General features: G+C 72.9%; 16 protein-coding genes. 5 read left to right on the top strand and 11 right to left on the bottom strand.

Annotation, left to right across the window (positions count from 1 at the left end):
• Positions 1-40: 40 nt before the first annotated feature.
• Both ACE1OA_RS03530 and ACE1OA_RS03535 read left to right on the top strand, forming a co-directional pair.
• On the top strand, positions 41-2272 hold the full coding sequence (locus ACE1OA_RS03530; protein ID WP_432752245.1) for an MMPL family transporter: 2232 nt from the start codon (positions 41-43) through the stop codon (positions 2270-2272).
• Positions 2269-3000: an LmeA family phospholipid-binding protein gene (locus ACE1OA_RS03535; protein ID WP_432752246.1), complete on the top strand. Its 732-nt coding sequence runs from the start codon at positions 2269-2271 to the stop codon at positions 2998-3000. The genes ACE1OA_RS03530 and ACE1OA_RS03535 overlap by 4 nt, the downstream gene beginning before the upstream one ends.
• A 53-nt stretch (positions 3001-3053) precedes the next feature.
• Here ACE1OA_RS03535 and ACE1OA_RS03540 read toward each other — a convergent pair whose 3' ends face one another.
• Positions 3054-3908, bottom strand: coding sequence for an RNA polymerase sigma factor SigF (locus ACE1OA_RS03540; protein WP_386545534.1), 855 nt, complete (start codon positions 3906-3908; stop codon positions 3054-3056).
• A gap of 169 nt (positions 3909-4077) precedes the next feature.
• Positions 4078-4509, bottom strand: a complete 432-nt coding sequence (locus tag ACE1OA_RS03545; protein ID WP_432752247.1) for an ATP-binding protein — start codon at positions 4507-4509, stop codon at positions 4078-4080.
• Positions 4510-4716: 207 nt separating this feature from the next.
• Between ACE1OA_RS03545 and ACE1OA_RS03550 the strand changes: the two genes are divergently transcribed.
• Complete coding sequence (locus ACE1OA_RS03550) at positions 4717-5223, top strand: MarR family winged helix-turn-helix transcriptional regulator (protein ID WP_356601980.1); 507 nt, start codon at positions 4717-4719, stop codon at positions 5221-5223.
• Here ACE1OA_RS03550 and ACE1OA_RS03555 read toward each other — a convergent pair.
• From ACE1OA_RS03555 to ACE1OA_RS03570, 4 genes are all read right to left on the bottom strand, one after another.
• Entirely contained in the window at positions 5201-6394 is a 1194-nt protein-coding gene (locus ACE1OA_RS03555; RefSeq protein WP_386545539.1) for a PP2C family protein-serine/threonine phosphatase, read from the bottom strand. The two genes, ACE1OA_RS03550 and ACE1OA_RS03555, sit on opposite strands and share 23 nt — an antisense overlap.
• Before the next feature lie 79 nt (positions 6395-6473).
• Entirely contained in the window at positions 6474-6842 is a 369-nt protein-coding gene (locus tag ACE1OA_RS03560) for an STAS domain-containing protein (RefSeq protein WP_147975885.1), read from the bottom strand.
• A gap of 44 nt (positions 6843-6886) precedes the next feature.
• Positions 6887-9436: a SpoIIE family protein phosphatase gene (locus ACE1OA_RS03565; protein WP_432752248.1), complete on the bottom strand. Its 2550-nt coding sequence runs from the start codon at positions 9434-9436 to the stop codon at positions 6887-6889.
• 79 nt (positions 9437-9515) lie between these two features.
• On the bottom strand, positions 9516-13532 hold the full coding sequence (locus tag ACE1OA_RS03570; protein ID WP_386545545.1) for a HAMP domain-containing protein: 4017 nt from the start codon (positions 13530-13532) through the stop codon (positions 9516-9518).
• A 330-nt stretch (positions 13533-13862) separates the two neighbouring features.
• On the opposite strand from ACE1OA_RS03570, the gene ACE1OA_RS03575 reads away from it, so the two are divergent.
• On the top strand, positions 13863-14090 hold the full coding sequence (locus ACE1OA_RS03575; protein ID WP_356601971.1) for a DUF5133 domain-containing protein: 228 nt from the start codon (positions 13863-13865) through the stop codon (positions 14088-14090).
• 105 nt (positions 14091-14195) lie between these two features.
• On the opposite strand, the gene ACE1OA_RS03580 is transcribed toward ACE1OA_RS03575, so the two are convergent.
• The 5 genes from ACE1OA_RS03580 to ACE1OA_RS03600 form a co-directional block, all read right to left on the bottom strand.
• On the bottom strand, positions 14196-15629 hold the full coding sequence (locus ACE1OA_RS03580) for a cellulose binding domain-containing protein (protein WP_432752249.1): 1434 nt from the start codon (positions 15627-15629) through the stop codon (positions 14196-14198).
• A gap of 117 nt (positions 15630-15746) precedes the next feature.
• The gene (locus ACE1OA_RS03585) at positions 15747-17309 is read right to left on the bottom strand and encodes a beta-N-acetylhexosaminidase (protein WP_356774343.1); all 1563 of its coding nucleotides are present in this window, start codon (positions 17307-17309) and stop codon (positions 15747-15749) included.
• Between the two features lie 52 nt (positions 17310-17361).
• Positions 17362-18246, bottom strand: a complete 885-nt coding sequence (locus ACE1OA_RS03590; protein WP_432754030.1) for a carbohydrate ABC transporter permease — start codon at positions 18244-18246, stop codon at positions 17362-17364.
• 26 nt (positions 18247-18272) lie between these two features.
• Positions 18273-19253 (bottom strand): carbohydrate ABC transporter permease, encoded by a 981-nt coding sequence (locus tag ACE1OA_RS03595; RefSeq protein WP_432752250.1) that lies wholly within the window; start codon positions 19251-19253, stop codon positions 18273-18275.
• Positions 19254-19297: 44 nt separating this feature from the next.
• A complete protein-coding gene (locus ACE1OA_RS03600; RefSeq protein ID WP_432752251.1) occupies positions 19298-20566 on the bottom strand; it encodes an extracellular solute-binding protein in 1269 nt (422 codons plus the stop codon).
• Between the two features lie 272 nt (positions 20567-20838).
• Here ACE1OA_RS03600 and ACE1OA_RS03605 point away from each other — a divergent pair, with 272 nt between their 5' ends.
• Positions 20839-21684 (top strand): GntR family transcriptional regulator, encoded by an 846-nt coding sequence (locus ACE1OA_RS03605; RefSeq protein WP_356601961.1) that lies wholly within the window; start codon positions 20839-20841, stop codon positions 21682-21684.
• Positions 21685-21726 lie beyond the last annotated feature (42 nt).

Here is a 21726-nt window from a genome sequence, read left to right on the forward strand (position 1 = left end):
CCGACGGACGCCTTACCCGCGCCGGGCACCGTGAGGCGCCATGAACAGTTCATCGACCGAGACGCCCGGACTCCTGTACCGGAGCGGGCGCTGGTGCGCGCGCCGTGCCTGGCACGTGGTGACCCTCTGGGTCCTCCTCCTGCTCGCCCTCGGGGCGGCCGACCGCGCCTGGGGCGGGGCCTTCGCGGACAGCTTCTCCCTGCCGGGCACCCGTACCCAGACCGGCGCCGACCTGCTCCAGGCCCACACCGGTACGGCCGGCGGCACGGCCTCGTCCGTCGTACTGCGCTCCGAGCGGGGTGCCGTCACCGGACACCGGGCGGCGATCGAGGCGGCCGTCCGGGACCTCGAACGCCTGCCGGGCGTCCTGTCGGTGGCCGACCCGCTCACCACCCCGGGAGCGGTCTCCGCCGACGGAGCCGTCGCCGAGATCACGGTCCGCTTCCGCGACAACCCGGCGGGCTTCGACCCCTCCTACCTCGCCGGGGTCGACGGCGCCGTCCGGCCGCTGCGCGCCGACCACGTCACCGTCGAGTACGGCGCCCCGCTCGGGCAGCTCGCGACACCGCGCTCCGCCGACCGGGCGTCGGAGGCGATCGGTCTGGGCGTCGCCGTGCTCGTGCTGCTGATCGGTTTCGGCAGCGTCCTGGCCACCGCCCTGCCGCTCCTCACGGCCGTGCTCGGTCTCGCCGTCGCCCTGGCCGGACTCGGGCTGCTGGCCGGACCCGTCGACTTCGCCCAGGCGGCCCCCACCCTGGCGGCGATGATGGGCCTGGGAGTCGGCATCGACTACGCGCTCTTCCTCGCCACCCGGTACCGGGCCATGCTCCAGGCGGGCACGGAACCCGACGAGGCCGTCGGACGCGCGGTCGCCACCAGCGGCCGGGCCGTGCTCGTCGCCGCCGCCACCGTCGCCCTGGCCCTGGGCGGGCTCGGGGTGTCCGGGGTGGGGTTCATCGGCACCCTCGGCCTGGCGGCCGGGCTCGGCGTCGTGGTCGCCGCGGCCGCTTCCGTGACCCTGACCCCCGCGCTGCTGGGCCTGATCGGCCACCGCATCGACCGCCTCCACGTGCGGCGGCCGGTCGCCGAGCCCACCGGCGCGTCGGACGTGTGGCACCGCTGGGCGCTCCGGGTGAGCCGGCGCCCCTGGCTCTGGCTGAGCGCCGGCGCGCTGCTGCTCGGCCTCCTGTCGGTGCCGGTCGCCTCCCTGCGCCTGGGCCACGTCGACGCCGGGGCGCAGCCCACCGACCGGACCGACCGCCGTGCCTACGACCTGATCACGGAGGGCTTCGGCCCCGGCGCCAACGGCCCGCTCACCGTCGTCGTCCAGCTCGACAGCCGGCTGATCGCCGACGGTGCCGGACGCCGCGCGCTCGGGGCCTCGGTCCAGCGGGAGCTGAGCGACGTGCCCGGCGTCGCCTCCGTCACGCCGCCGGTGCCCAGCGGCGACGGGGTGCTGCTCGTCACCGAGGTGACCCCCGCCACCGGACCGCAGGAGGCGGCCACCACCGAACTCGTCCACACCCTGCAGGACACGACGGTTCCCCGGATGCTGGCGGGCACCGGCGCGACGGGCTACGTCACCGGAGCGACCGCCTCGGCGCAGACCTTCACCGACACGCTCGTCACGCAACTGCCCCTGATCATCGGCGTGGTGGTCGCCGGCGCGTTCCTGCTCCTGCTCGTGGTGTTCCGCAGTCCGCTGATCGCCCTGAAGGCCGCCCTGCTCAACCTGCTGTCCCTGTGCGCCGCCTACGGAGTTGTCGTCGCCGTGTTCTCCTGGGGCTGGGGCGGGGCGCTGTTCGGCGTCACCGAGAAGGTGCCCGTCGAGTCCTACGTGCCGATGATGATGTTCGCGATCGTCTTCGGGCTCTCCATGGACTACGAGGTCTTCCTGCTCTCCCGCATCCGCGAGTCGTGGCTGCGGGAGCGGGACGACCACCTGGCCGTCGTCACCGGACTCGCCGCCACGGCCCGGGTCATCAGCTGCGCCGCGCTGATCATGACGAGCGTGTTCCTGGCGTTCCTGCTCTCGTCGAACGTCGCCGTGAAGATGCTGGCGCTCGGCCTCGGCGTCAGCGTCGTCCTCGACGCCACGGTGGTCCGCCTGCTTCTGGTGCCGGCGTCCATGTACCTGCTGGGCCGCGCCAACTGGTGGATCCCGGGGCCGCTCGACCGCATCCTGCCGCGGCTCGAACCCGAGGGGCCCGCCGCGGGGCACCCGCCGGCGGCCGCCCCGGTCCTCACGACCGCCCCGGGCGGTGAGCGGTGAGGCTCCTCCCGGCGCGGCTCCGCGCGCTCCCGCGCCGCCGCCTGGTCCCGGTGCTCACGGCCGTCGTGGCGGTGCTCGCCGTCGTGGCCGCGGGCGCGGCCGAGTACACGGCCCGCGCCGTGATCCGGGACCGGATCGCGCGCGCCGCGCCCGCGCTCGGCGACGACGTGACGGTGTCCACCGCCGGCGACTGGGCTCTGTGGGGCCTGGCCCGGCGGACCATCCCGAGCCTCCGGGTCGGCAGCGACGACGCCGCGTTCGGGCCGCTCCCCCGGGTCGGCGTCCGGCTACGGCTGGACGGGGTGCGGCTGGCGGGTGAGCCCGCCGTGAGCGGCAGCCGCGCCCAGGTGACCGTGCCGACGGAGTCGCTCGCCGCCGCCCTGCGCGCCGCCGCGCCGTCGGTCCAGGTGTCCGGCGTCGCCACCGACCCGGCGCGCGGCACCGTCCTCGCCGGCGTGGGGCCCGGCGGTGCGGGACTGCTGACGCTGCGTCCCGTGCTCGCGGACGGGAAGGTCACGTTCACCGTCGAGAGCCTCACCGTGTTCGGGCGCTCCGTCCCCGTCGGCCGGCTCGGAGCGGGCGGCGGGTTCGGGGTGGACGGCCCCGGACCACGGGCGGGCACGCCGAAGGAGTACCCGCTCGGACTCCGGGCCACCTCGCTGCGGGTCCGGCCGGACGGCCTGCACGTCGACCTCGCGGGTGGGCCGAGCCGGCTGCCCGCCGCATGACGGAACGGCGGCACCGGGAACACTTCCCGGTGCCGCCGTACCGTGCCGGACGATCAGGCGCCGATCGGCCCCAGCATGCCCTCGCGCAGGCGCTGCAGGTTGCGCGAGAGGAGCCGGGAGACGTGCATCTGGGAGATGCCCAGCTCCTTGCCGATCTCGGACTGCGTCATCTCCTCGACGAACCGCAGGTGCAGGATGCGGCGGGCCCGCTCGTCGAGCTGGACGAGCAGCGGGGCCAGGGTGTGGAAGTCCTCGAAGAGTTCGAGCGCCGGGTCCTCGACGCCGATGAAGTCGGCGAGCGCGGCATCGCCGTCCTCGGCGTCGCCGCCGCCCACGACGGCGTCCAGCGAGGAGGAGTTGTAGCCGTTGGAGGCGAGCCGGGCCTCGATCACCTCGTCCTCGGAGAGGTTCATCAGGGCCGCCAGCTCCGCCACGCGGGGGGCGCGGCCGAGCCGGGAGCTCAGCTCCTCGGTCGCCTTGGCCAGCTCCACCCGGGCCTCCTGCAGCCGGCGCGGCACGTGGACCGCCCAGGAGGTGTCGCGGAAGAAGCGCTTGATCTCGCCCACGATGTACGGGACGGCGAAGCTGGTGAACTCCACCTCCCGGGAGAGGTCGAAGCGGTCGATCGCCTTGATGAGGCCGATGGTGCCGACCTGGACGATGTCCTCCATGTCGTCACCGCGGCCGCGGAAGCGACCCGCCGCGTAACGCACGAGCGACATGTTCATCTCGATCAGGGTGTTACGGGCGTACTGGTACTCGTGGGTCCCCTCCTCCAGTACCGCCAGTTCGTCGAAGAACACCTTCGACAGCTCGCGTGCGTCCGTCGGGGCGACCTTGCGGGGAGCCTCGACCAGCGGCAGGTTGCCCACCCGCGCCTCCGCACCAGCCCTCGTCTGCGTCGTCACCGTAGTCGGCACTTCGATGCCCTCCCTTGCCCCTCGACAACTGTTCCTGCCCCGTGGAGGCGTCGCCTACCCCCACTTCCCCGACCCATGCCGACGAATCTCGAACAATTTTTTTCCCCGCTTCCGCCCCGCCTCGCGAGGCGCCGCCGAAAGCGGAGGCCGGTGCGGTTCACACCAGCGCGAGGCGCGCCCTGACCCGCTTGCCCGACGGCAGCGGCTCGACGCTCACGCTCTCGCACACGGCCACGACGATCTCGACGCCGTGCTGACCGACGCGCGCCGGGTCATGGCCGCGGGGCACCGGCGACGCCTCACGCCCGTCGAACACCGAGATCTCCACGGCGTCCGTGAAGAGCTCCAGCAGGACCCGGCAGGGCCCCGGGGCGTGCCGCACCACGTTCGTGACCAGCTCACTGACCACCAGGCGGGCCAGATCGATGCGCTCGCCGGTCACGGCGTGCCCGGCCGACGACGCGGCGGACAGGAAGTCGGCGGCGAAGTCGCGTGCCGACGCGATCATGTCGTCCGTTCCGTCGTACGCGACGCTCGCCGACCGGGCAGGTCGTCGGGTCATGTTCTCCGCGGCGATCGCGTCCGTCATCGACGCCTCTCCTCCTCACACGGCTTTCTGTGTGTCGTCTCGTCCTGCGCATTTTCCCCCAGGCACGCGTTCCACACCGCCTGTATCCGAAGACGCGGACATCGGGGAAGGTACGCGGTCGGTTCTCTCCCCCGCCGCGAAGATAGGGTGGACGGGCGGGAAAGGCGACCCGTGGGCCCGGATCGACACGGAGGGAGTCCATCGGCCATGGACGAGAACCCCGACCCGTCCCGGCGGACGCCGGAGGAGACGACGCGGTCCGCCCGGGAGCTCATCGAGCTGCTCGAGGTGCTGTGGGAGCGCGGCAGGGACACCGTGTCGCCCACGCCCGTATCGGCCTCCCAGCTGCGGGTCCTGTACAGCCTGGACCGCGAGGAGGGGATCAACCTCCGCGCCCTGGGCGAACTGCTCGGCTCCGCGCCGCCGTCGGTGAGCCGGATGTGCGACCGGCTGGAGGCGCTCGGGTTCGTGCAGCGGCTGCCGAGCCCGGTGAGCCGGCGGCAGCTCGAACTGCACCTGACCGGTCCGGGCAAGGCGTATCTGCGCGACCTGCGGGTCCAGCGGGAGGAGTCCCTCCTGGGCGTCATCACCGCCATGTCGCCGACGACCCGCAAGGCGCTCCTGCGGGGGCTGACGGGATTCCAGGAGGCGTGGGAGAAGGCCGGGCACTCGCCACGGCCGGGCAGGCCGCTCAAGGACGCCCGATCGGCCTGACCTCGGCCGGTCGCCCGTGCCAGTCGAGGCAGACCACGAGGGCGTCGTCGTCCAGGGGTGTGTCGCCGTGGTGGGCGGCGAGTTCGCGCAGCAGGGCCGCGGGCACCTGGGTGGGCGGCAGGAGCCTCGTCGCCGTGAGCGCGCGGGCCAGCGCCCGCTGGCCGTAGCTCTCGCCGGCAGGCGAGTGCGCGTCGTACACACCGTCGCTGCCGAAGAGCAGCCGGTCGCCCGGCAGGACCGAGAAGCGCTCGACGACGTAGTCCGTCTCCTCGAACATGCCCAGCGGGAGCTGGGCCTCGAAGGGGACGGGCTCGACGGACCGGTCCCGCAGGCGCCACAGGCGGGGCGAGCCGGCGTCGACGACCTCGACCTCTCCCGTGTCGAGGGCGAAGCGCAGCAGCAGGACGGCGACGTGGGCGGCGCCCCGGTACCGCCCGTACACGGCCTGGTCCGCGAGGGCCGCCTGGTCGGCGAGGCCGAGCCCGGCGCGGCGGGCGTTGCGCAGGGCGTGGACGGCGAGGTTGCTCAGGAGGGCCGCCTCGATGCCCTCCCCCATGCCATTGGTGACGGTCAGCGTCAGGTGGTCGGCGGAGACCGACCAGTCGTAGTTGTCGCCGAAGATCGCGTAGGCAGGTTCCAGGTGCGCGCCGAGCTCGAACTCGGGGCGGGCGCAGGCCCGTCCGGGCAGCAGCTGCCACTGCATCTCGGCGGCGAGGGTCAGCCGGGTGGCCCGCCGGGCCAGTGCGTACAGGTCGGTGTCCCGCTCGGCGACGAGGATCTCGTGACCGAGCGCCTCGGCGATGCGCAGCAGTTCCGGCAGCAGGGGCAGGGGGTCCCGCTCGGGCGGCAGGGTCACCGTCAGGACGCCCATCCGGTCCCCGCGGACGGTGACCGGGAGGTGTACGGAGACGGCGTCGGCGTGCCGGGTGACGTGCGGCTCCTGCGAGCCGAAGGCCCGTCCCTGCGGGCTGTCGTGGACGGCCACGGGGTCGCCGGCGGCGGCGTCCGGGGTGGGGGGCACGAGTTGCAGGGAGCGCAGGCCGTAGTCGACCAGTCGCAGTTCCGCGAGCCGCGCTCCGTAGTGCTTCCGCAGGGCGTCCTGCACGACCGCCGGCAGGAGGTGCGGTGCGGCCTCGCGCAGAGCCGGTTCGACGGCGGCGATCTCGTCCACGTGCTGTTCTCTTCCTCTTCTCTGCTTACGGACCCCTGCCGCGCGGTCCCGGGTGCCGGGCCCGCGCGGCAGAGGTCGGCTATCTCGCGCCGCCGGCCGCGCTGAGCGCCTGCTCCACGTCGGCGTGGAGCGGGGTCGTCGTGGTCAGTCCGGTGATCTCCAGGATGCGCCGTACGGCGGGAGTCGGCGCGACGAGGTGGATGTCCCCCCGCGCGTCCCGCGCCGAGCGCCCCGCCCTGATCAGCACGTTCAGTCCGGAGGAGTCCATGAACTCGAGCGAGGACAGGTCGAGGACGACGTGGTGACGGCCGTGCAGGATCTGGTCGGCCAGATGCTGGTGGAGGAGGTCGGCCGTCTCGATGTCGAGCTCGCCGCCTACGGACAGCACCGCCGTGTCCGCGCCGCGAATGGCCACCTCGACGTCCAGGTTCACTGCTCGCTCGGGCATACTCCCTGCTTTCTGTGGATGGAGATCTACCGACGCCTACCCCGTCAGGAGACGCGCACGCCGATCAGGCAGGTGTCGTCGTCGGTGTCGGACCTGCTGTCGGTCAGCAGCGCGTCCAGCCGGGCTTCGAGGCCGTCCGCCGGCGCCTTCGCGGCGGCCAGGAGGTGGGCCAGGGACTCGTGCACGGAGGTGTCCCGGCGCTCGACGAGGCCGTCGGTGTACATGAGGATCGTGTCCTCGGCCTCCAGCCGGCACTCCGCCTCCTCGTACTCCGCCTCCGCGAGGGCGCCCAGGAGGAGCCCCCGGAGCATCGGGAGCGTGCTCGCCTCCTCGCCGCGCACCAGCACCGGCGGGAGGTGCCCGGCCCGGGCCCAGCGCAGGACGCGGGTCTCGGGATCGAACACGCCGCAGACGACGGTGGCCGTCACCTGCTCGGTGAGGTGGTGCGCGACGATGTTGAGCCAGGAGAGCAGCTGTCCCGGCCCCGCCCCGGTCACCGCGAGGCCGCGCAGGGCGTTGCGCAGGACGACCATGCCGGTGGCGGCCTCGATGCCGTGGCCGGCGATGTCGCCGACGCACAGCAGGATCTTCTTGGAGGGGAGTACGACGGCGTCGTACCAGTCGCCGCCGACCAGGGACTCCGTCTCGGCCGGCCGGTAGCGCACCGCGACGTCCAGGCCGGGGGCGTCGAGCGGGGCCCGGGTGGGCGGCATGATGGCGTGCTGCAACTGGAGGGCCAGGCGGTTGCGCTCGGCCGACTCCTGCTCCGTGACGGCGAGCTGGTCGCGGGTGGCCGCGAGGGCGACCTCGGTCCAGTGCTGTGCGGAGATGTCCTGGTAGGCGCCCCGCACGGCGAGGAGCGCGTCGTCGGGGTCGAGGACGGGTTCGGCGATGACCCGGATGTGCCGGGTCACGCCGTCCGGGCGGAGCAGCCGGAAGGCCGTCGAGGTCGCCCGTCTGTGGTGCAGGACGGCCTGCAGGAAACGGCCGATGGCGACGGAGTCGTCCGGATGGGCGTGGGCGGCGAGGTCCCGCAGCGAGACGGGGGTGTCCCGGGGGTCCCTGCCGTACAGGTCGAAGAGCTGGCTGTTCCAGGTGATCTCGCCGGTCAGCACGTGCTCCTCGAAGCCGCCGATGCGGCCGAGGCGCTGGGCGTGCTGGAGCAGGCTGGCGAGGCGCGCGGTCTCGTCCTCGATGCGCCAGATGAGGAGGACGCTGTCGCCGTGGCGGCTGATGCTCAGGTCGGCGACGGACGCCAGCGGCACCTGGTCCACGAGGGCCGTCACCCGGGCCCGCCGGGCGCGGAACGGCTCGCCGGTGGCGTAGACGCGCTCGACCCGTTCGAACAGCTCGCCCTCGCCGGCCGCCGCGGGGTACGCCTCCAGGAGCAGCGCGCCGTCGACGGCGCTCCTGGGGCGGCCGGCGGGGTCCTGGAAGTGCTCGTTGGCGTGCCGGATCCAGAAGTCCTTGAGGCGGCCCTCCGGATCCAGGTACGGGGTGAGGACGAGTGCGGGGTCGTAGAGCCCGCCGGCGAGGTCCACGAGCTCGGACACGCCGGTCGCGGGGCGCGGGACGACGGCGACCGGCGGGGCGGAGGCGATCTCCAGCGTGTGGCCGCACAGCTCGGCCAGTGCCTCGATCTGGCGCTCCACCGCCTGCGGCTGGGGCGGGAGCGGCCGGGGCCAGCAGATCTCCAGGACGCCGTGTATCCGGCCGCCGGTGCCGGCGGGTACGGCCACCCGGGCGCCGTCGGGGTGACGCGTGTGCCCGATCGAGGGGATGCCGGCGGCTTCGAGCGAAGGGAACCATTCGGTGCGGCGCCGGGTGAGCGCCTGGCGGGCGACCGTGGCCACACCCGGCGGGACGTAGCGCCAGCGCTCGGACTCCTCGGCTCCGAAGCCGGCGTGGCCGCAGAGCGTCAGCGAGGCGTCGGGCCCGACGGTCCAGACGGCGACGGCGGTGGCTCCCAGAGGTGCGAGGGCGTGTTCCAGGAGGGATTCGGCGACGGACTGGGTGTCGCCGGCGTTGAGCGCGGCGCTCTCGGCCGTGCGCAGGCGCACGGCGACCGACGCGTCGGGGGCGTCGTCCGTGCCGGACTCGTCGACGGCACGCCGGACGAAGTCGTCGGCGACCTCCGCGACCTGGTCGCGCGCGGCCTGGTTGACGATGTCGGCGGCCAGCTCCAGCTGCGACAGCCCGGCCTGGGCGGCGAGTTCGGCGAGCTGGCGCGCGGCCTGCGCCGGGCCGCACCGCAGGCGTTCGACGAGGACGCCCTTGGCCAGTTCGATCAGTGCGCGCCCGTCGGCCGCGGCGTGCGCCGCCTTCACCTCTCCGCGCAGCCGTTCCACCGTCGCGGCCAGCCGCCCGACGGTGTCGCCGTACGGGGCGTCGGCGGACCCCCGGCCGGGCGTCGCGCCGTCGGGCCGGCCGGGGGTCGGAGCGGGAACGGCGCGGTCCGGTACGGGGCCGTCGACGGCCCTGCCCGCGGAGGACTCGATGCCCAGGGGGCCGGGTCCGCCTGCCCGGCCGGTCGGGGCCTCGGCCCCGTCGGGGCCGACGGCGGGGGCGCCGCCGTGCTGGTGGGGTGCGCTCATGGCGCGGGACTCCTCGGATGCGACGGCCTGGGGCCGCGGACGGACGGGGCGGGGTACGGGGCGGGCGGCGCCCCGCGGGCTATCCGTCGCGCAGCCACCGCCGGATGCAGTCGATGAGGTCGTCGGCGTCGACCGGCTTGGTGACGTAGTCGCTGGCCCCGGACGCCAGGCTCTTCTCCCGGTCGCCGGGCATGGCCTTGGCGGTGACCGCGATGATCGGCAGGTCGGCGTGGGCGGGCATCTGGCGAATCGTCGCGGTCGCCGTGTACCCGTCCATCTCGGGCATCATCACGTCCATCAGGATCAGATCGATGTCCGGGTGCGCGGCGAGCGCGTCGATCCCCTTGCGGCCGTTCTCCGCGTGCAGGACCTTGATGCCGTGCAGCTCCAGGATGCCGCTGAGGGCGTACAGGTTGCGGGCGTCGTCGTCGACGACGAGGACGGTGCGGCCGTGCAGGCCGGGGTCGACGGTCCGCGGGGCGGGGACGCGCTGCTCCGCGCCGAGGAGCGGCACGACGTCGCCCGGCTGGTCGGCCGAGAGGTGCAGGGCGATCCGCTCACGCAGTTCGTCGAGGCTGGAGATGAGTTCCAGCGGGCGCTGCTCGGCCCGCTCCTGGAGGGCCCGCTCGTGGGCGGCGGCGAGCCGCCGGTTGTTGTGGGCGAGGACCGGGACGCCGCGCAGTGCCGGGTCCCCGTCGACGGCGTCCAGGAAGTTCAGTGCCTCGCCCTCGGCCATGTCGACCTCGAGGACGACGCAGTGGAAGGTCCGGGTGGCCAGGGCGGTCGCGGCCTCCTGCGGACCGACGGCCGTGATGACCTCGATGTCCTCCCGGTCCTGCGGGCTGCGCCCGGAACCGAGTTCGGCGACGGCGTTCTCGGCGACGAGGGACAGCAGGCCGCGCGGACGCTCCTCGATCACGAGGAGGCGCCGCGGCTGGCGCTCCGGCGCCGGTACGGGCGCGGCGGCGCGGGCCGGGGTGTCCGCCTCGTCCTCCGGCTCTCCGGCGGCGTCGCGGTCGAGGGGCTCGTGGGCGGACTCCTCCTGGAAGTCGGCTCGGGCCACGGGCAGGTAGAGCGTGAAGGTGCTGCCCTCGCCGGGCTCGCTCTCGGCGGTCAGGGCGCCGCCGAGCAGGTGGACGATCTCGCGGCTGATGGACAGGCCGAGCCCGGTGCCGCCGTACTTGCGGTTGGTCGTGCCGTCCGCCTGCTGGAAGGCGCCGAAGATGGCCTCCAGGTGCTGTGCGGCGATGCCGATGCCGGTGTCCTTGACCCGGAAGGCCACCACCGCGCCGCCGCGGTGGACCGTGCCGGGCAGCTCGTCGTCGGCGGCCGGCTCGATCCGCAGCTCGACGCTGCCGCGTTCGGTGAACTTGACGGCGTTGGACAGCAGGTTGCGCAGGACCTGCTTCAGGCGCGAGTCGTCGGTGAACAGGTCGACGGGCACGCCGGGCGCGGTGGAGATCGTGAAGGCGAGGCTCTGCTGAGTGGTGAGCGGCCGGAACGTCGCCTCGACGTAGTCGAGGAGCTGGCGCAGGGAGACCCGCTCCGGGTTGAGGTCCATCTTGCCGGCCTCGACCTTCGACAGGTCGAGGATGTCGTTGATCAGCTGCAGGAGGTCGGATCCGGCCGAGTGGATGATGCCGGCGTACTCGACCTGCTTGGCCGTGAGGTTGCGGGTCGGGTTCTGGGCGAGCAACTGGGCCAGGATGAGGAGGCTGTTGAGCGGGGTGCGCAGCTCGTGGCTCATGTTCGCCAGGAACTCGGACTTGTACTTCGAGGCCAGCGAGAGCTGCTGGGCACGCTCCTCCAGCTCCTGGCGGGCCTGCTCGATCTCCAGGTTCTTGGCCTCGATGTCGCGGTTCTGGGCGGCCAGCAGGGCCGCCTTGTCCTCCAGTTCGGCGTTCGAGCGCTGCAACTCGTCCTGCTGCACCTGGAGTTCCTCGGAGCGCGCCCGCAGCTCGTCGGCCAGCCGCTGGGACTCGCCGAGGAGTTCGTCGGTACGGGCGTTGGCGACGATCGTGCTGACGTTGACGCCCACGGTCTCCATCAGCTGGGCGAGGAAGTCCCGGTGCACGGAGGTGAACGGGGTGAAGGAGATCAGCTCGATGACGCCCAGGACCTGGTCCTCGACGACGATCGGCAGCACGACCAGGCTGCCGCGGGTGGTCCGCCCGAGGCCGGAGGAGATGGAGACGTAGTCGCCGGGCACGTTCTCGGCCGCGATGACCCGGCGGCTGCGGGCGGCCTGTCCGACGAGCGACTCCCCCAGCCGGAACCGGCTGTGGCCGTCGCTGTCGGCGGGGCGGCCGTAGGAGCCCACGAGGACGAGCTCGGTGCCGTCCTCCCCCTCCTGCGCGAGGTAGAAGGCGCCGTACTGGGCGGAGACGAGCGGGGTCAGCTCGTCCATGACGAGCTCGGCGACGACGGCCAGGTCGCGGTGGCCCTGCATCAGTTCGGAGATCCGGGTCAGGCTGGACTTGAGCCAGTCCTGCTCCTGGTTGGCGCGGGTCGTCTCGCGGAGCGAGCCGACCATCGAGTTGATGTTGTCCTTGAGCTCGGCGACCTCGCCCGAGGCGTCGACGGTGATCGAGCGGGTCAGGTCGCCCTCGGCGACGGCGCTGGCGACCTCGGCGATGGCGCGGACCTGCCGGGTGAGGTTGCCGGCGAGCTCGTTGACGTTCTCGGTGAGCCGCTTCCACGTGCCGGAGACGCCCTCGACCTCGGCCTGACCGCCGAGGCGGCCCTCGCTGCCGACCTCGCGCGCGACCCGGGTGACCTCGGCGGCGAAGGAGGACAGCTGGTCGACCATCGTGTTGATGGTCGTCTTCAGCTCCAGGATCTCGCCCTGGGCGTCCACGTCGATCTTCTTCGACAGGTCGCCGTTGGCGACGGCGGTGGTGACCTGCGCGATGTTGCGGACCTGGCCGGTGAGGTTGTTCGCCATGGAGTTGACGTTGTCGGTCAGGTCCTTCCAGGTGCCGGCCACGTTCGGCACCCGGGCCTGGCCGCCGAGGCGGCCCTCGGTGCCGACCTCGCGCGCGACGCGGGTCACCTCGTCGGCGAACGCCGACAGGGTGTCCACCATCGTGTTGATGGTGTCGGCGAGCGCGGCGACCTCGCCCTTCGCCTCCACGGTGATCCGGCGCGACAGGTCGCCCCGGGCGACGGCGGTGGCGACCTGGGCGATCGAGCGCACCTGGCCGGTGAGGTTCGACGCCATCACGTTGACGTTGTCGGTCAGGTCCTTCCAGGTGCCCGAGGCACCGCGGACCGTGGCCTGGCCGCCCAGGTTGCCCTCGGTGCCGACCTCACGGGCCACCCGGGTCACCTCGTCGGCGAACGCCGACAACTGGTCGACCATCGTGTTGATGGTGTTCTTCAGCTCGCGGATCTCGCCGCGGGCGTCCACGTCGACCTTCTGCGAGAGGTCGCCCTTGGCCACGGCGGTGGCGACGTGCGCGATGGAGCGGACCTGGGCGGTGAGGTTGCCGGCCATGGAGTTGACCGAGTCGGTCAGGTCGCGCCAGGTGCCGGACACGCCCTTCACGTCCGCCTGACCACCGAGGATGCCCTCCGTGCCGACGTCCCGGGCCATGCGGGTGACCTCGTCGGCGAACGCCGACAGCTGGTCGACCATCGTGTTGATGGTGTTCTTGAGTTCCAGGATCTCGCCGCGGGCGTCCACGTCGATCTTCTGGGACAGGTCGCCCTTGGCGACGGCCGTGGCGACCTGGGCGATGTCACGCACCTGCGTCGTCAGGTTGCCGGCCATCGCGTTCACCGAGTCGGTGAGGTCCGCCCAGGTGCCCGAGACCCCGGGCACCTCGGCCTGGCCGCCGAGCGTGCCCTCGGTGCCGACCTCGCGGGCCACCCGGGTCACCTCGGAGGTGAAGAGGGACAACTGGTCGACCATGCCGTTGAAGACGCTGGAGATCTCGCCCATGAGGCCGCTCGCCTCGTCGGGCAGCCGGGTGCCGAAGTCCCCGTCCCGGACGGCGGTGAGGCCGGCCAGGAGCTGTCGCAGCTCCGGCTCGCTCACGGCTGCGGCTCTCCGCCGGCGTGGCACGGCGGGACTCTCGATCGTCGTCTCGGACATGGCTCATCCTCGCTGGTTAGCCGGGCACCTGCCAAGGGGCTCGGCTGCCGACGGCCCCAGGTCCGGCCGTCACCCCTCCCGTACGTCTCCGGCCTCGCGACCGTTGCCGTACGACAATCAACAGGAGCCTACTCCCCCGTGATCGCCAGAGGGGAACGGCGGCGGATCAAGCGGCCGGAAACCTCCGGTCAGCACGCTGTTTCCCGGGGATCCGGCCGTCACGACGTGGCGGGCGTCACGTTCCCGCGCGACGGTATGCGTCCGGAAAACCGGGGTAGGCGCCGCACCGAGCCGGGCGGCCGGCGCCCAGGCGGCGAGGAGAGATCCACTGTGCTGATGGCCCATCCCGTGGTGCTGAGCAAGCTGGTCGAGGAGTACGAGGCGCTGAGCATGCTGCACGCGGAGAACGGCAGCCCCGAGGTGCGTCGGCGCGTGGAGGACCTCGCGTACACGCTGTGTGTGTCCACCGGTACCAGGGACGTCGACACGGCGCTGATCGCCGCCCGCCACCGGCTGCCGGGAGCGCGCCCCGAGGACGACTCGGTCCTGATGGCCTGAAGTGGTCCGGCCCGCGCCGGGGAGGGGCGCGGGCCGCTCCCCGGGACGTCGACGAAGGCGCCTGCCCGGCACGTGGCCCGGCAGGCGCCTTCGTCGTGCCAGGGGTCAGGAGGCCGGGACCTCGTCGACGAAGGCTGTGCCGGCACTCCGCAGTCCGGCGACCTTCGCGGCCACCTGGGCCGGCGTGAGGACCTGGTCCTTGACGTGCAGGACGTAGTCGACCTGCTGGTCGTAGGCGCGCGGGGTGGTCGAGGTCTGGCCGTTCAGGTCGATCAGCCACTGGTTGAAGTTGATCGACATGGGCCGCTCGGGCAGGTACTGGGCGCCGTGGGTGCCGAACTGCTGCCCGTCGACGTAATAGGTGATCGCGTTGTTGTCGATGGTCACGACGAGGTCGTGCCAGCCGGCGAAGCTCGTCCTGCTCTCGCTGTGCTGGTTCACGGCCTGCCAGGGGTCGGGGTTGTAGGTCTCCCACGAGGTCGTGTAGAGGATGTTGGCGGGCTCGCCCCAGCCGCCGTTGGGCAGGTACTCGAAGTCGTACTCGGCGTAGTCGTCGGCCATCGGCGCCTTGAGGTCGTTGATGGTGAAGAAGGTCTGGACGAGGTGGTCGCCGTCCGGTCCGGACACCGGCGCGTCCGAGAACCTGACCCGGGCCGCGTAGGTGCCGTTCCGGAACTTCGTCGCCTGGGTGAGGACCTCGGTGTGCCGGGTGGACTCGCCCGTCCCGGCGGTGGACGTCCGCAGGTTCATCACCTTGTTGCCGCCCTGGTCCACGAAGGTGACCTTCGAGGGGTCCCAGACGGCGCCGGGTACGCCCGGGCCGCCGGAGTTGGAGCGGACGCTCCAGCCGTGCGCCGCGACGGCGGGGTCCGTGTGCGCGGTGTAGCTGAAGTCGTCGAACAGGGTCTGCCCGCCGCCCGGCGGGTCGGTCGGGTCCGTGGGGTCGGTCGGATCCGTCGGGTCGTTGCCCTCGGGGGCGACGCCCCAGACCGTCGTGCCGTTCACCTGCGCGGTGACCTTGGTCCAGTCGGCGTACGCGGTCCGGCCCCCGCCGAAGGAGTAGTCGTCGCTCTGCTTCAGCGGCTGCCAGGTGGACTGGTAGAAGCGCAGTTGCATGTCGCCGGTGTCGGCGCCGGGCGCGAGCGTTCCCGCCCCCGGGGTGAACCCGATCTCCAGGTAGCGGTCGGCGGTGGCGGTGGGGTGGTCGAGGGTGCCGAAGGTGCCGGTGACGGAGGAGCAGCCGCGGACGGCCCACGAGCAGGCGAAGCGGTAGGCGGCGCCCGGGGAGTCCGCCTTGAAGTAGTAGCGGATCTTGACCTGGCTCAACTGGACGCCGGTGGAACCCGTGTTGCGGACCTTGAACCACGGTTCGCTCTGGTCGGCGGTGGCCCCGCCGGCGCTGGTGCGGTACTGGACGGCCAGGCCGTCGGCGGCGGCCGAGGCGGTGGTGACGGGCAGGGTGGCCAGCGCGGCGCTGCCCACGAGGGCGGTCAGGGCGAGGGCCGCGCGGGTGCGGCGGCCGAGGGGGCGAGTGCTCATCCGTGTCCTTTCGTTGGCTCCCGCTCGGTGCGGGAGGACGGGGGTGGGTGGTGCACGGCGGATCGCCGGAGGGTGGGGCCGGGGGGGCCGGGCATACGGGCGCGGCGGAGGCCGGTGTCACACGGGCGTGGGCACGGCGGCGTCCGGTGGCACGGCGTGCGGGACGCCGAGCGCGTCCAGCCGGGCGCGGTGCCCGGTGAGCCGGGCGGTGAAGTCCGGCCAGTCGGCCGTGGCCCCCCAGGCCCGCTCGGCGAGCGCGCACAGACGGGGGAAGCTCAGGTACTCGATGTGCGCGGGCGTGGTGACGAACTCGGTCCACAGCTGGCCCTGCGCGCCGAGGATCCGCTCGGCCAGGTGCGGTTCGGCGGCCGGGGGCGTGAGGTCCATGCCGTGCACGGTGCGCAGGCCGACGATCACGCCCGGCTGGGCGGCGGGTTCGCGGGGGTCGTCGCTGCGCGCGTAGTCGAGGTAGGTGGCGCGGTGGTCGGCGTAGACGACCTGGTGCCCGCGGCGGGCGGCCGCCCAGGCGTGCGCGGGTTCGCGCCAGCTCATCACCGTGCACTCCAGGGGCAGCGTGGTCCCGGTCTCGGCCCAGGCGACCGGTCGCCGGCCGGCCCGGACCACGTGCTCGGCGATGCGCGCCAGGAACCAGCCGTGCAGGGCGCGGGGGCCGGACAGACCCTCGCGCGCGGCGCGGGCGCGGGCTTCCGGGCTCTCCTCCCACTCGGTGGTGGGGCACTCGTCGCCGCCGATGTGGACGTGTGCGGAGGGGAAGAGGTCCATCACCTCGTCCAGGACCGTGCGGAAGAAGTCGAGGACGTGGTCGCCGACGCCGAGGACGTCGGTGCACACGCCCCACCGCGTCCAGACGTCGAGCCGCCGTTCGGGGCGGTTGCCCAGGGCGGGGTACGCGGCGAGGGCGGCGCGGGCGTGGCCGGGCACCCCGACCTCCGGCAGCACGGTCACCCCGCGGGCGGCGGCGTACCCGACGAGGCCGGCGAGTTCGGCCCGGGTGTACGAGCCGCCGTGCGGCCGGCCGTCGAAGCGCTCGCTGCCCGCCGGCCCGACCATCGACTCGGCCCGCCGGCCGCCGACCTCGGTGAGCCGCGGGTGGGCGGCCACCGGCATCCGCCAGCCCTGGTCGTCGGTGAGGTGGAGGTGGAGCACGTTCAGCTTGTGCAGGGCCAGGAGGTCGACGTAGCGGCGGAGGTAGGAGACCGGCTGGAAGTGGCGGGCGACGTCGAGCATGGCGCCGCGCCAGGGCCGGTGCGGCACGTCCGTGATCTCCACACCGGGCAGCTCCCAGTGGTCCGCGCCGCGGAGTCCGCCGGACAGGGCCTCGTAGGGCAGCAGTTGGCGGAGGGTCTGGACGCCGCGCAGCATGCCGGTCGGCCCGGCCGCGCGGAGCAGGACCCCGTGCGGCCCGACGGTCAGCCCGTACCCCTCCTCGCCGAGGCCGGCGAGGGTGGGGTCGACGGCGAGGACGAACGTGCCGTCCTCGGCGTGTGCGGGGCGGAGCCCGGTGAGCGGTTCGAGGTAGTCGCGCAGCAGGGCGGCGGCGGGTTCGGCACCGGGGGTGACGCGGAGCCGGGTGCCGGCGTCGAGACGGAACCGGCCGGGGCGCGGGGAGAGTTTGCCGGGGCGGGGTACCAGGGCGAGTTCGGGGCGTGGCAGGTCCACGGGACGGGTCTCCGGTGATCGGCGGGGCGCGGGACGGACGGCGGGGCGCGGCTCAGCCCTTGACTCCTCCGGACGCGAGGCCCGAGGTCACGTGGCGCTGCAGGGCGAGGAAGACGATCAGCGCGGGCAGGGCGAAGAGCGTGGAGGCGGCCATGGTGGCGCCCCAGTCGGTGCCGAAGGTCGACTGGAAGGAGGAGAGCCAGACCGGCAGGGTGCGGCTGTCCTGCTGCTTGATGATCAGGAAGTTGGCGTAGGTGAACTCGTTCCAGGCGGTGATGAACCCGAACAGGGAGGTGGCCATGAGGCCGGGCGCGAGGAGCGGGAAGGCGATCCTGCGGAACGCGCCCACCCGGGTGCAGCCGTCGACCTGCGCCGCCTCCTCGAGTTCGGGCGGGATGCCGGCGATGAAGCCGCGGAGCACCACGACGGTGAACGGCAGGGTGATCATGAAGTAGACGAGGGTCAGGGTGGGCAGCCGGTCGAGCATGCCGGTGTCGCGGGAGATGATGTAGACGGGGATGATCAGCGACTCCCACGGCGCCATCTGGGCGATGAAGACCGCCAGCATGAACTGCCGCCGGCCGCGCCACCGCAGCCGGGCCACGGCGTAGGCGGCGCCCACGGCGACGAGGAGCGCGAGGAGGACGGCGCTCAGCGTGACCAGGATGCTGTTGCGCCAGAAGAGGCCGAAGCCGTCCGCGTCGACGGCCCGCCGGAAGTGGTCGAGCGTCCACTCCCGGGGCAGCAGCCGGGGTTCGTAGGACTGGATGTCGCGGGAGGGCCGGAGCGCGGTGGCGACCATCCAGTACACGGGGAAGAGGCAGCTCACCACGGTCACGGTGGCGCCGCTCCACAGCGGGAGCCGTCGGACCGCGCGCCGGACGGCGGCCCGGCGGGAGGAGGGGTGAGGGGCGGGGTGCGGGGTCCGGGACGCCACGGGGGCTCCGGTGGTGGAAGCGGTGCTCACAGGTTCTCGCCCTCCTGACGGAACAACTGGCGGAAGTAGAGGACCAGCACGCCGCTCATCAGCAGGACCGTGAGCATCGAGGCGGCGGAGCCGAGGTCGTACCGCTGCTGGGAGAGCGCCGTCTGCACGGCGTACACCGGCAGGATGGTGGTGGCGTCGCCCGGGCCGCCGCGGGTCATCACCCAGATCTGGACGAAGGCCTTGAAGGTCCAGATGACCTCCAGGGACACCACGAGCATGAAGATCGGCCGGAGCAGGGGGAAGGTCACCGAGCGGAAGATGCGGGCGGCGCCGGCGCCGTCCATCCGCGCCGACTCGTACAGCTCGGCCGGGACGGTGGTCAGGGCCGAGTAGAGGGTGATCGCCGCGAACGGGACGGACTGCCACACGACGAGGACGACGACGATGGCGAACGCGGCGCCCTCGTGGGCGAACCAGGCGTAGCCCTCGAAGGAGTCGAGGCCGAGGCCGGTGAGGGTCTCGTTGACGATGCCGAACTCGGAGTGGAACAGCCACTGGAAGACGGTGGTGGCGGCCACCACGGGAACCGCCCAGACCAGCACCAGGGAACTGAGGACCGTCGTCCGGCCGATCCGGCCCAGCCGCTCGATCATCAGGGCGGCCAGCGTGGCGAGGACCATGATGGCGACCACGTTGACCGTCATGAACACGAACGTGCGCCGTACGACCTCCCAGAAGCGGGGGTCGGCCAGCAGGGTGCGGTAGTTGCGCAGCCCCACGAACTCGGCGTCGCCCAGGATGAGCTGGCGCAGCCGGAAGTCCTGCAGCGAGATGAGGATCGCGCGGGCGAGCGGATAGAGCAGCAGGTAGAGCATGCCCAGGACGGCCGGGGCGATGAGCAGGTAGGGCCAGGGCGATCCGCCGCTCGTACGGTGCGGGGCGGCGGTCCCGGCGGGGCGCCGTGCCGGGCGGCGGGTTGCGGAGCGGGGCGCGATCCGCTCTCGGACGGTCGACACGGCGCCTCCTCGTCTCGGACGGTCGGGGGACGGCGGGGCGGGGGTCAGGAGCCGCTGTTCAGGGTGGTGGTGATGGTCTGCGACGCCGTGGCGGCCGCGGACCTCGCGTCACGGCCGGTGAGCACGGCCGTCATGTAGTCCTTGATCGGGTTCTTGGCCTCGACGGCGGCCCACTGGGGCGTGTTGGGCGTGGCGTGGCCGTTGGCGGCGCCGACCGCCATCGCCGCGGCGCCCGGGTCGGCGGATACGGCGCCGGCCAGGGTGGTCCGGTTCGGCACGTAGCTCATGGTAAGCGCGAGCTTCTTCTGCCAGGCGTCGCCGGTGAGTTCGCGGAGGAAGGTGAGCGCCTCCTTCTGGTGCGCGGCGACGGCGGGCACGACCAGGTCGGAGCCGCCGGTGAAGACGGCGCCCGGGGTGTCCGCGGTCTTGCCGGGGATGGGGAAGAATCCGAGCTTGCCCTTGAGTTCGGGGTTGTTCTGGGTGACGACGGCGGCGCCTCCCGGGGCGGCGATGATCTGGGCGATCTGCCCCTTGGCCATCACCTCGGCCTGGAGCGGCTGGGCCTCGTCGGAGTCCTTGGGGCCCTTGCCGAGCGCCTGGAGCCGCTGGTAGAAGGCCATGGCCCGCAGGGCCTCCGGGCTGTCGAGGCCGCCCTTCCAGCCGCCGCCCTCCCGGACGGCGAGGTCGCCGCCCTCGTCCCAGACGAAGCCGGCCAGGGCGTACCAGTTCTGGCCGGGCAGGTAGATGCCCTGGGTGCCGCCCCGGTTGAGCTTCTCGGTGGCCGCGATCCACTGGTCGCGCGTCTTGATCGTGGTGGCGTCGACCCCGGCCTGCCGGAAGAGGTCGGTGCGGTACACGACCACGCGGTTGGCGGCGTAGTACGGGATGCCGTACTGCTTGCCGTCGTACGCGCCCGGCTCGGCGAGGCCCTTCAGCCAGCTGTCCCCGCCGAGCTCGGCGACCTTGTCGGTGAAGTCGGTCAGACCGCCGCTCTGGGCGTACTGGGCGACCTGGGTGTTGCCCACCTCGATGACGTCGGGCGCGTCGTTGCTGGCCAGGGCGGCGGTGACCTTCTCGCCGATGCCGTCCCACTCCTGGATCTGGATCTTCACGTCGATCTCGGGGTGGGCCTTCTCGAAGCCCGCCTCGAACTCCTTCTGGAAGGCGTCCGAGACGCTGTCCCGCATCAGCCAGACGTCGAGGACGGTCCTGCCGGCGGCGGCGTCGTCGGACGGACCGCCCGGAGAGGAGCATGCGATGAGCCCGCTGCTCAGCAGCATGGCGCCGAGCAGAGCCGGGGAGCGGTACTTCACGGTTCACCTCTGGGGCTGGGGACGGACGGCACACGGAGCACGACACACGACCAGCACGCTTGACCAGTTACCTGCCACGGGCTTACCAGTCGGTGCGGGGATGAAAATGGCATGGACCAATCGCGGCGTCAACCCTCCTGTACAGAAAGGGACTTCACCCTCATAGCTCCCACGTGACGTCGAGCAAGGGCAGGTAAGCGCACACTGGTCGCCTGACCAGCAGACCAGTTATGATGACCAGTGCCCGTGTCGCCGACGAACGAGAGACCCGCATGGAGATCGACGCCGCCGCCTCCGGTGCGGTACTCAAGCGCGAGCGCGTCCGGGACGCGATCCTCGAACTCGTCGAGGCACGCCGCCCCGGCGACGCCATCCCTTCCGAACGGGTGCTCAGCGCCGAACTGGGCGTCTCCCGGCCCACCTTGCGCGCGGCGGTCGACGAACTCGTCGTCGCGGGGCTGCTGGTGCGCGAGCACGGCCGGGGCATGTTCGTGGCCGCCGAGAAGATCACCCAGGAACTGGTCTCGGACCGGCACGCCTTCAGCCTGCCGCGGGCCGGCGGGGTGTGGACCAGTCGGCTGCTGGAGTTCCGGACCCTGCCCGCGGGCGCCCGGGTGGGCCGCAAGCTGCGGATCTCACCGGCGGCGGAGATCCGGTACGTGGCGCGGCTGCGGCTGGTCGACGGCTCGCCGATGGCCATCGAGTACCTGCACGTGCGCGCCGACCTCGTCCCCGACCTGACCAGTGACGAACTGGAGCAGGGAGACCTGTACGAGCACCTGCGCGACCGGCACGACGTGCAGGTCAGCGAGGCGGTGCAGTCGATCGAGCCGACGGTGGTGACACGCGCCGAGGCCGACCTGCTGGACGTGCCCGAACTCTCCCCCGCGCTGCTCTTCGAGCGCCTCACCACCGACACCCGCAACCGGCCGGTGGAGTACGTGCACTCGCTCTACCGGGGCGACCGCTACCGCATCGTGTCCCGCCTCGCGCTGGGCCCCCGCGCCGAGGCCCCGGCGCCGAGCGAGGGGCATCACCCCGGCATCCCGCCGGGCGACTTCACCGGCGGGGATCCCGTCACGTTCTCGACCCGCGGGGTCGTCCAGCACGGCATGTGAGTCACGGGGCGGCGGACGGCTCGGGGCGGACGGAGGTCCACC

This window comes from Streptomyces sp. JL2001, from assembly GCF_050917515.1.
Classification (GTDB): Bacteria; Actinomycetota; Actinomycetes; order Streptomycetales; family Streptomycetaceae; genus Streptomyces.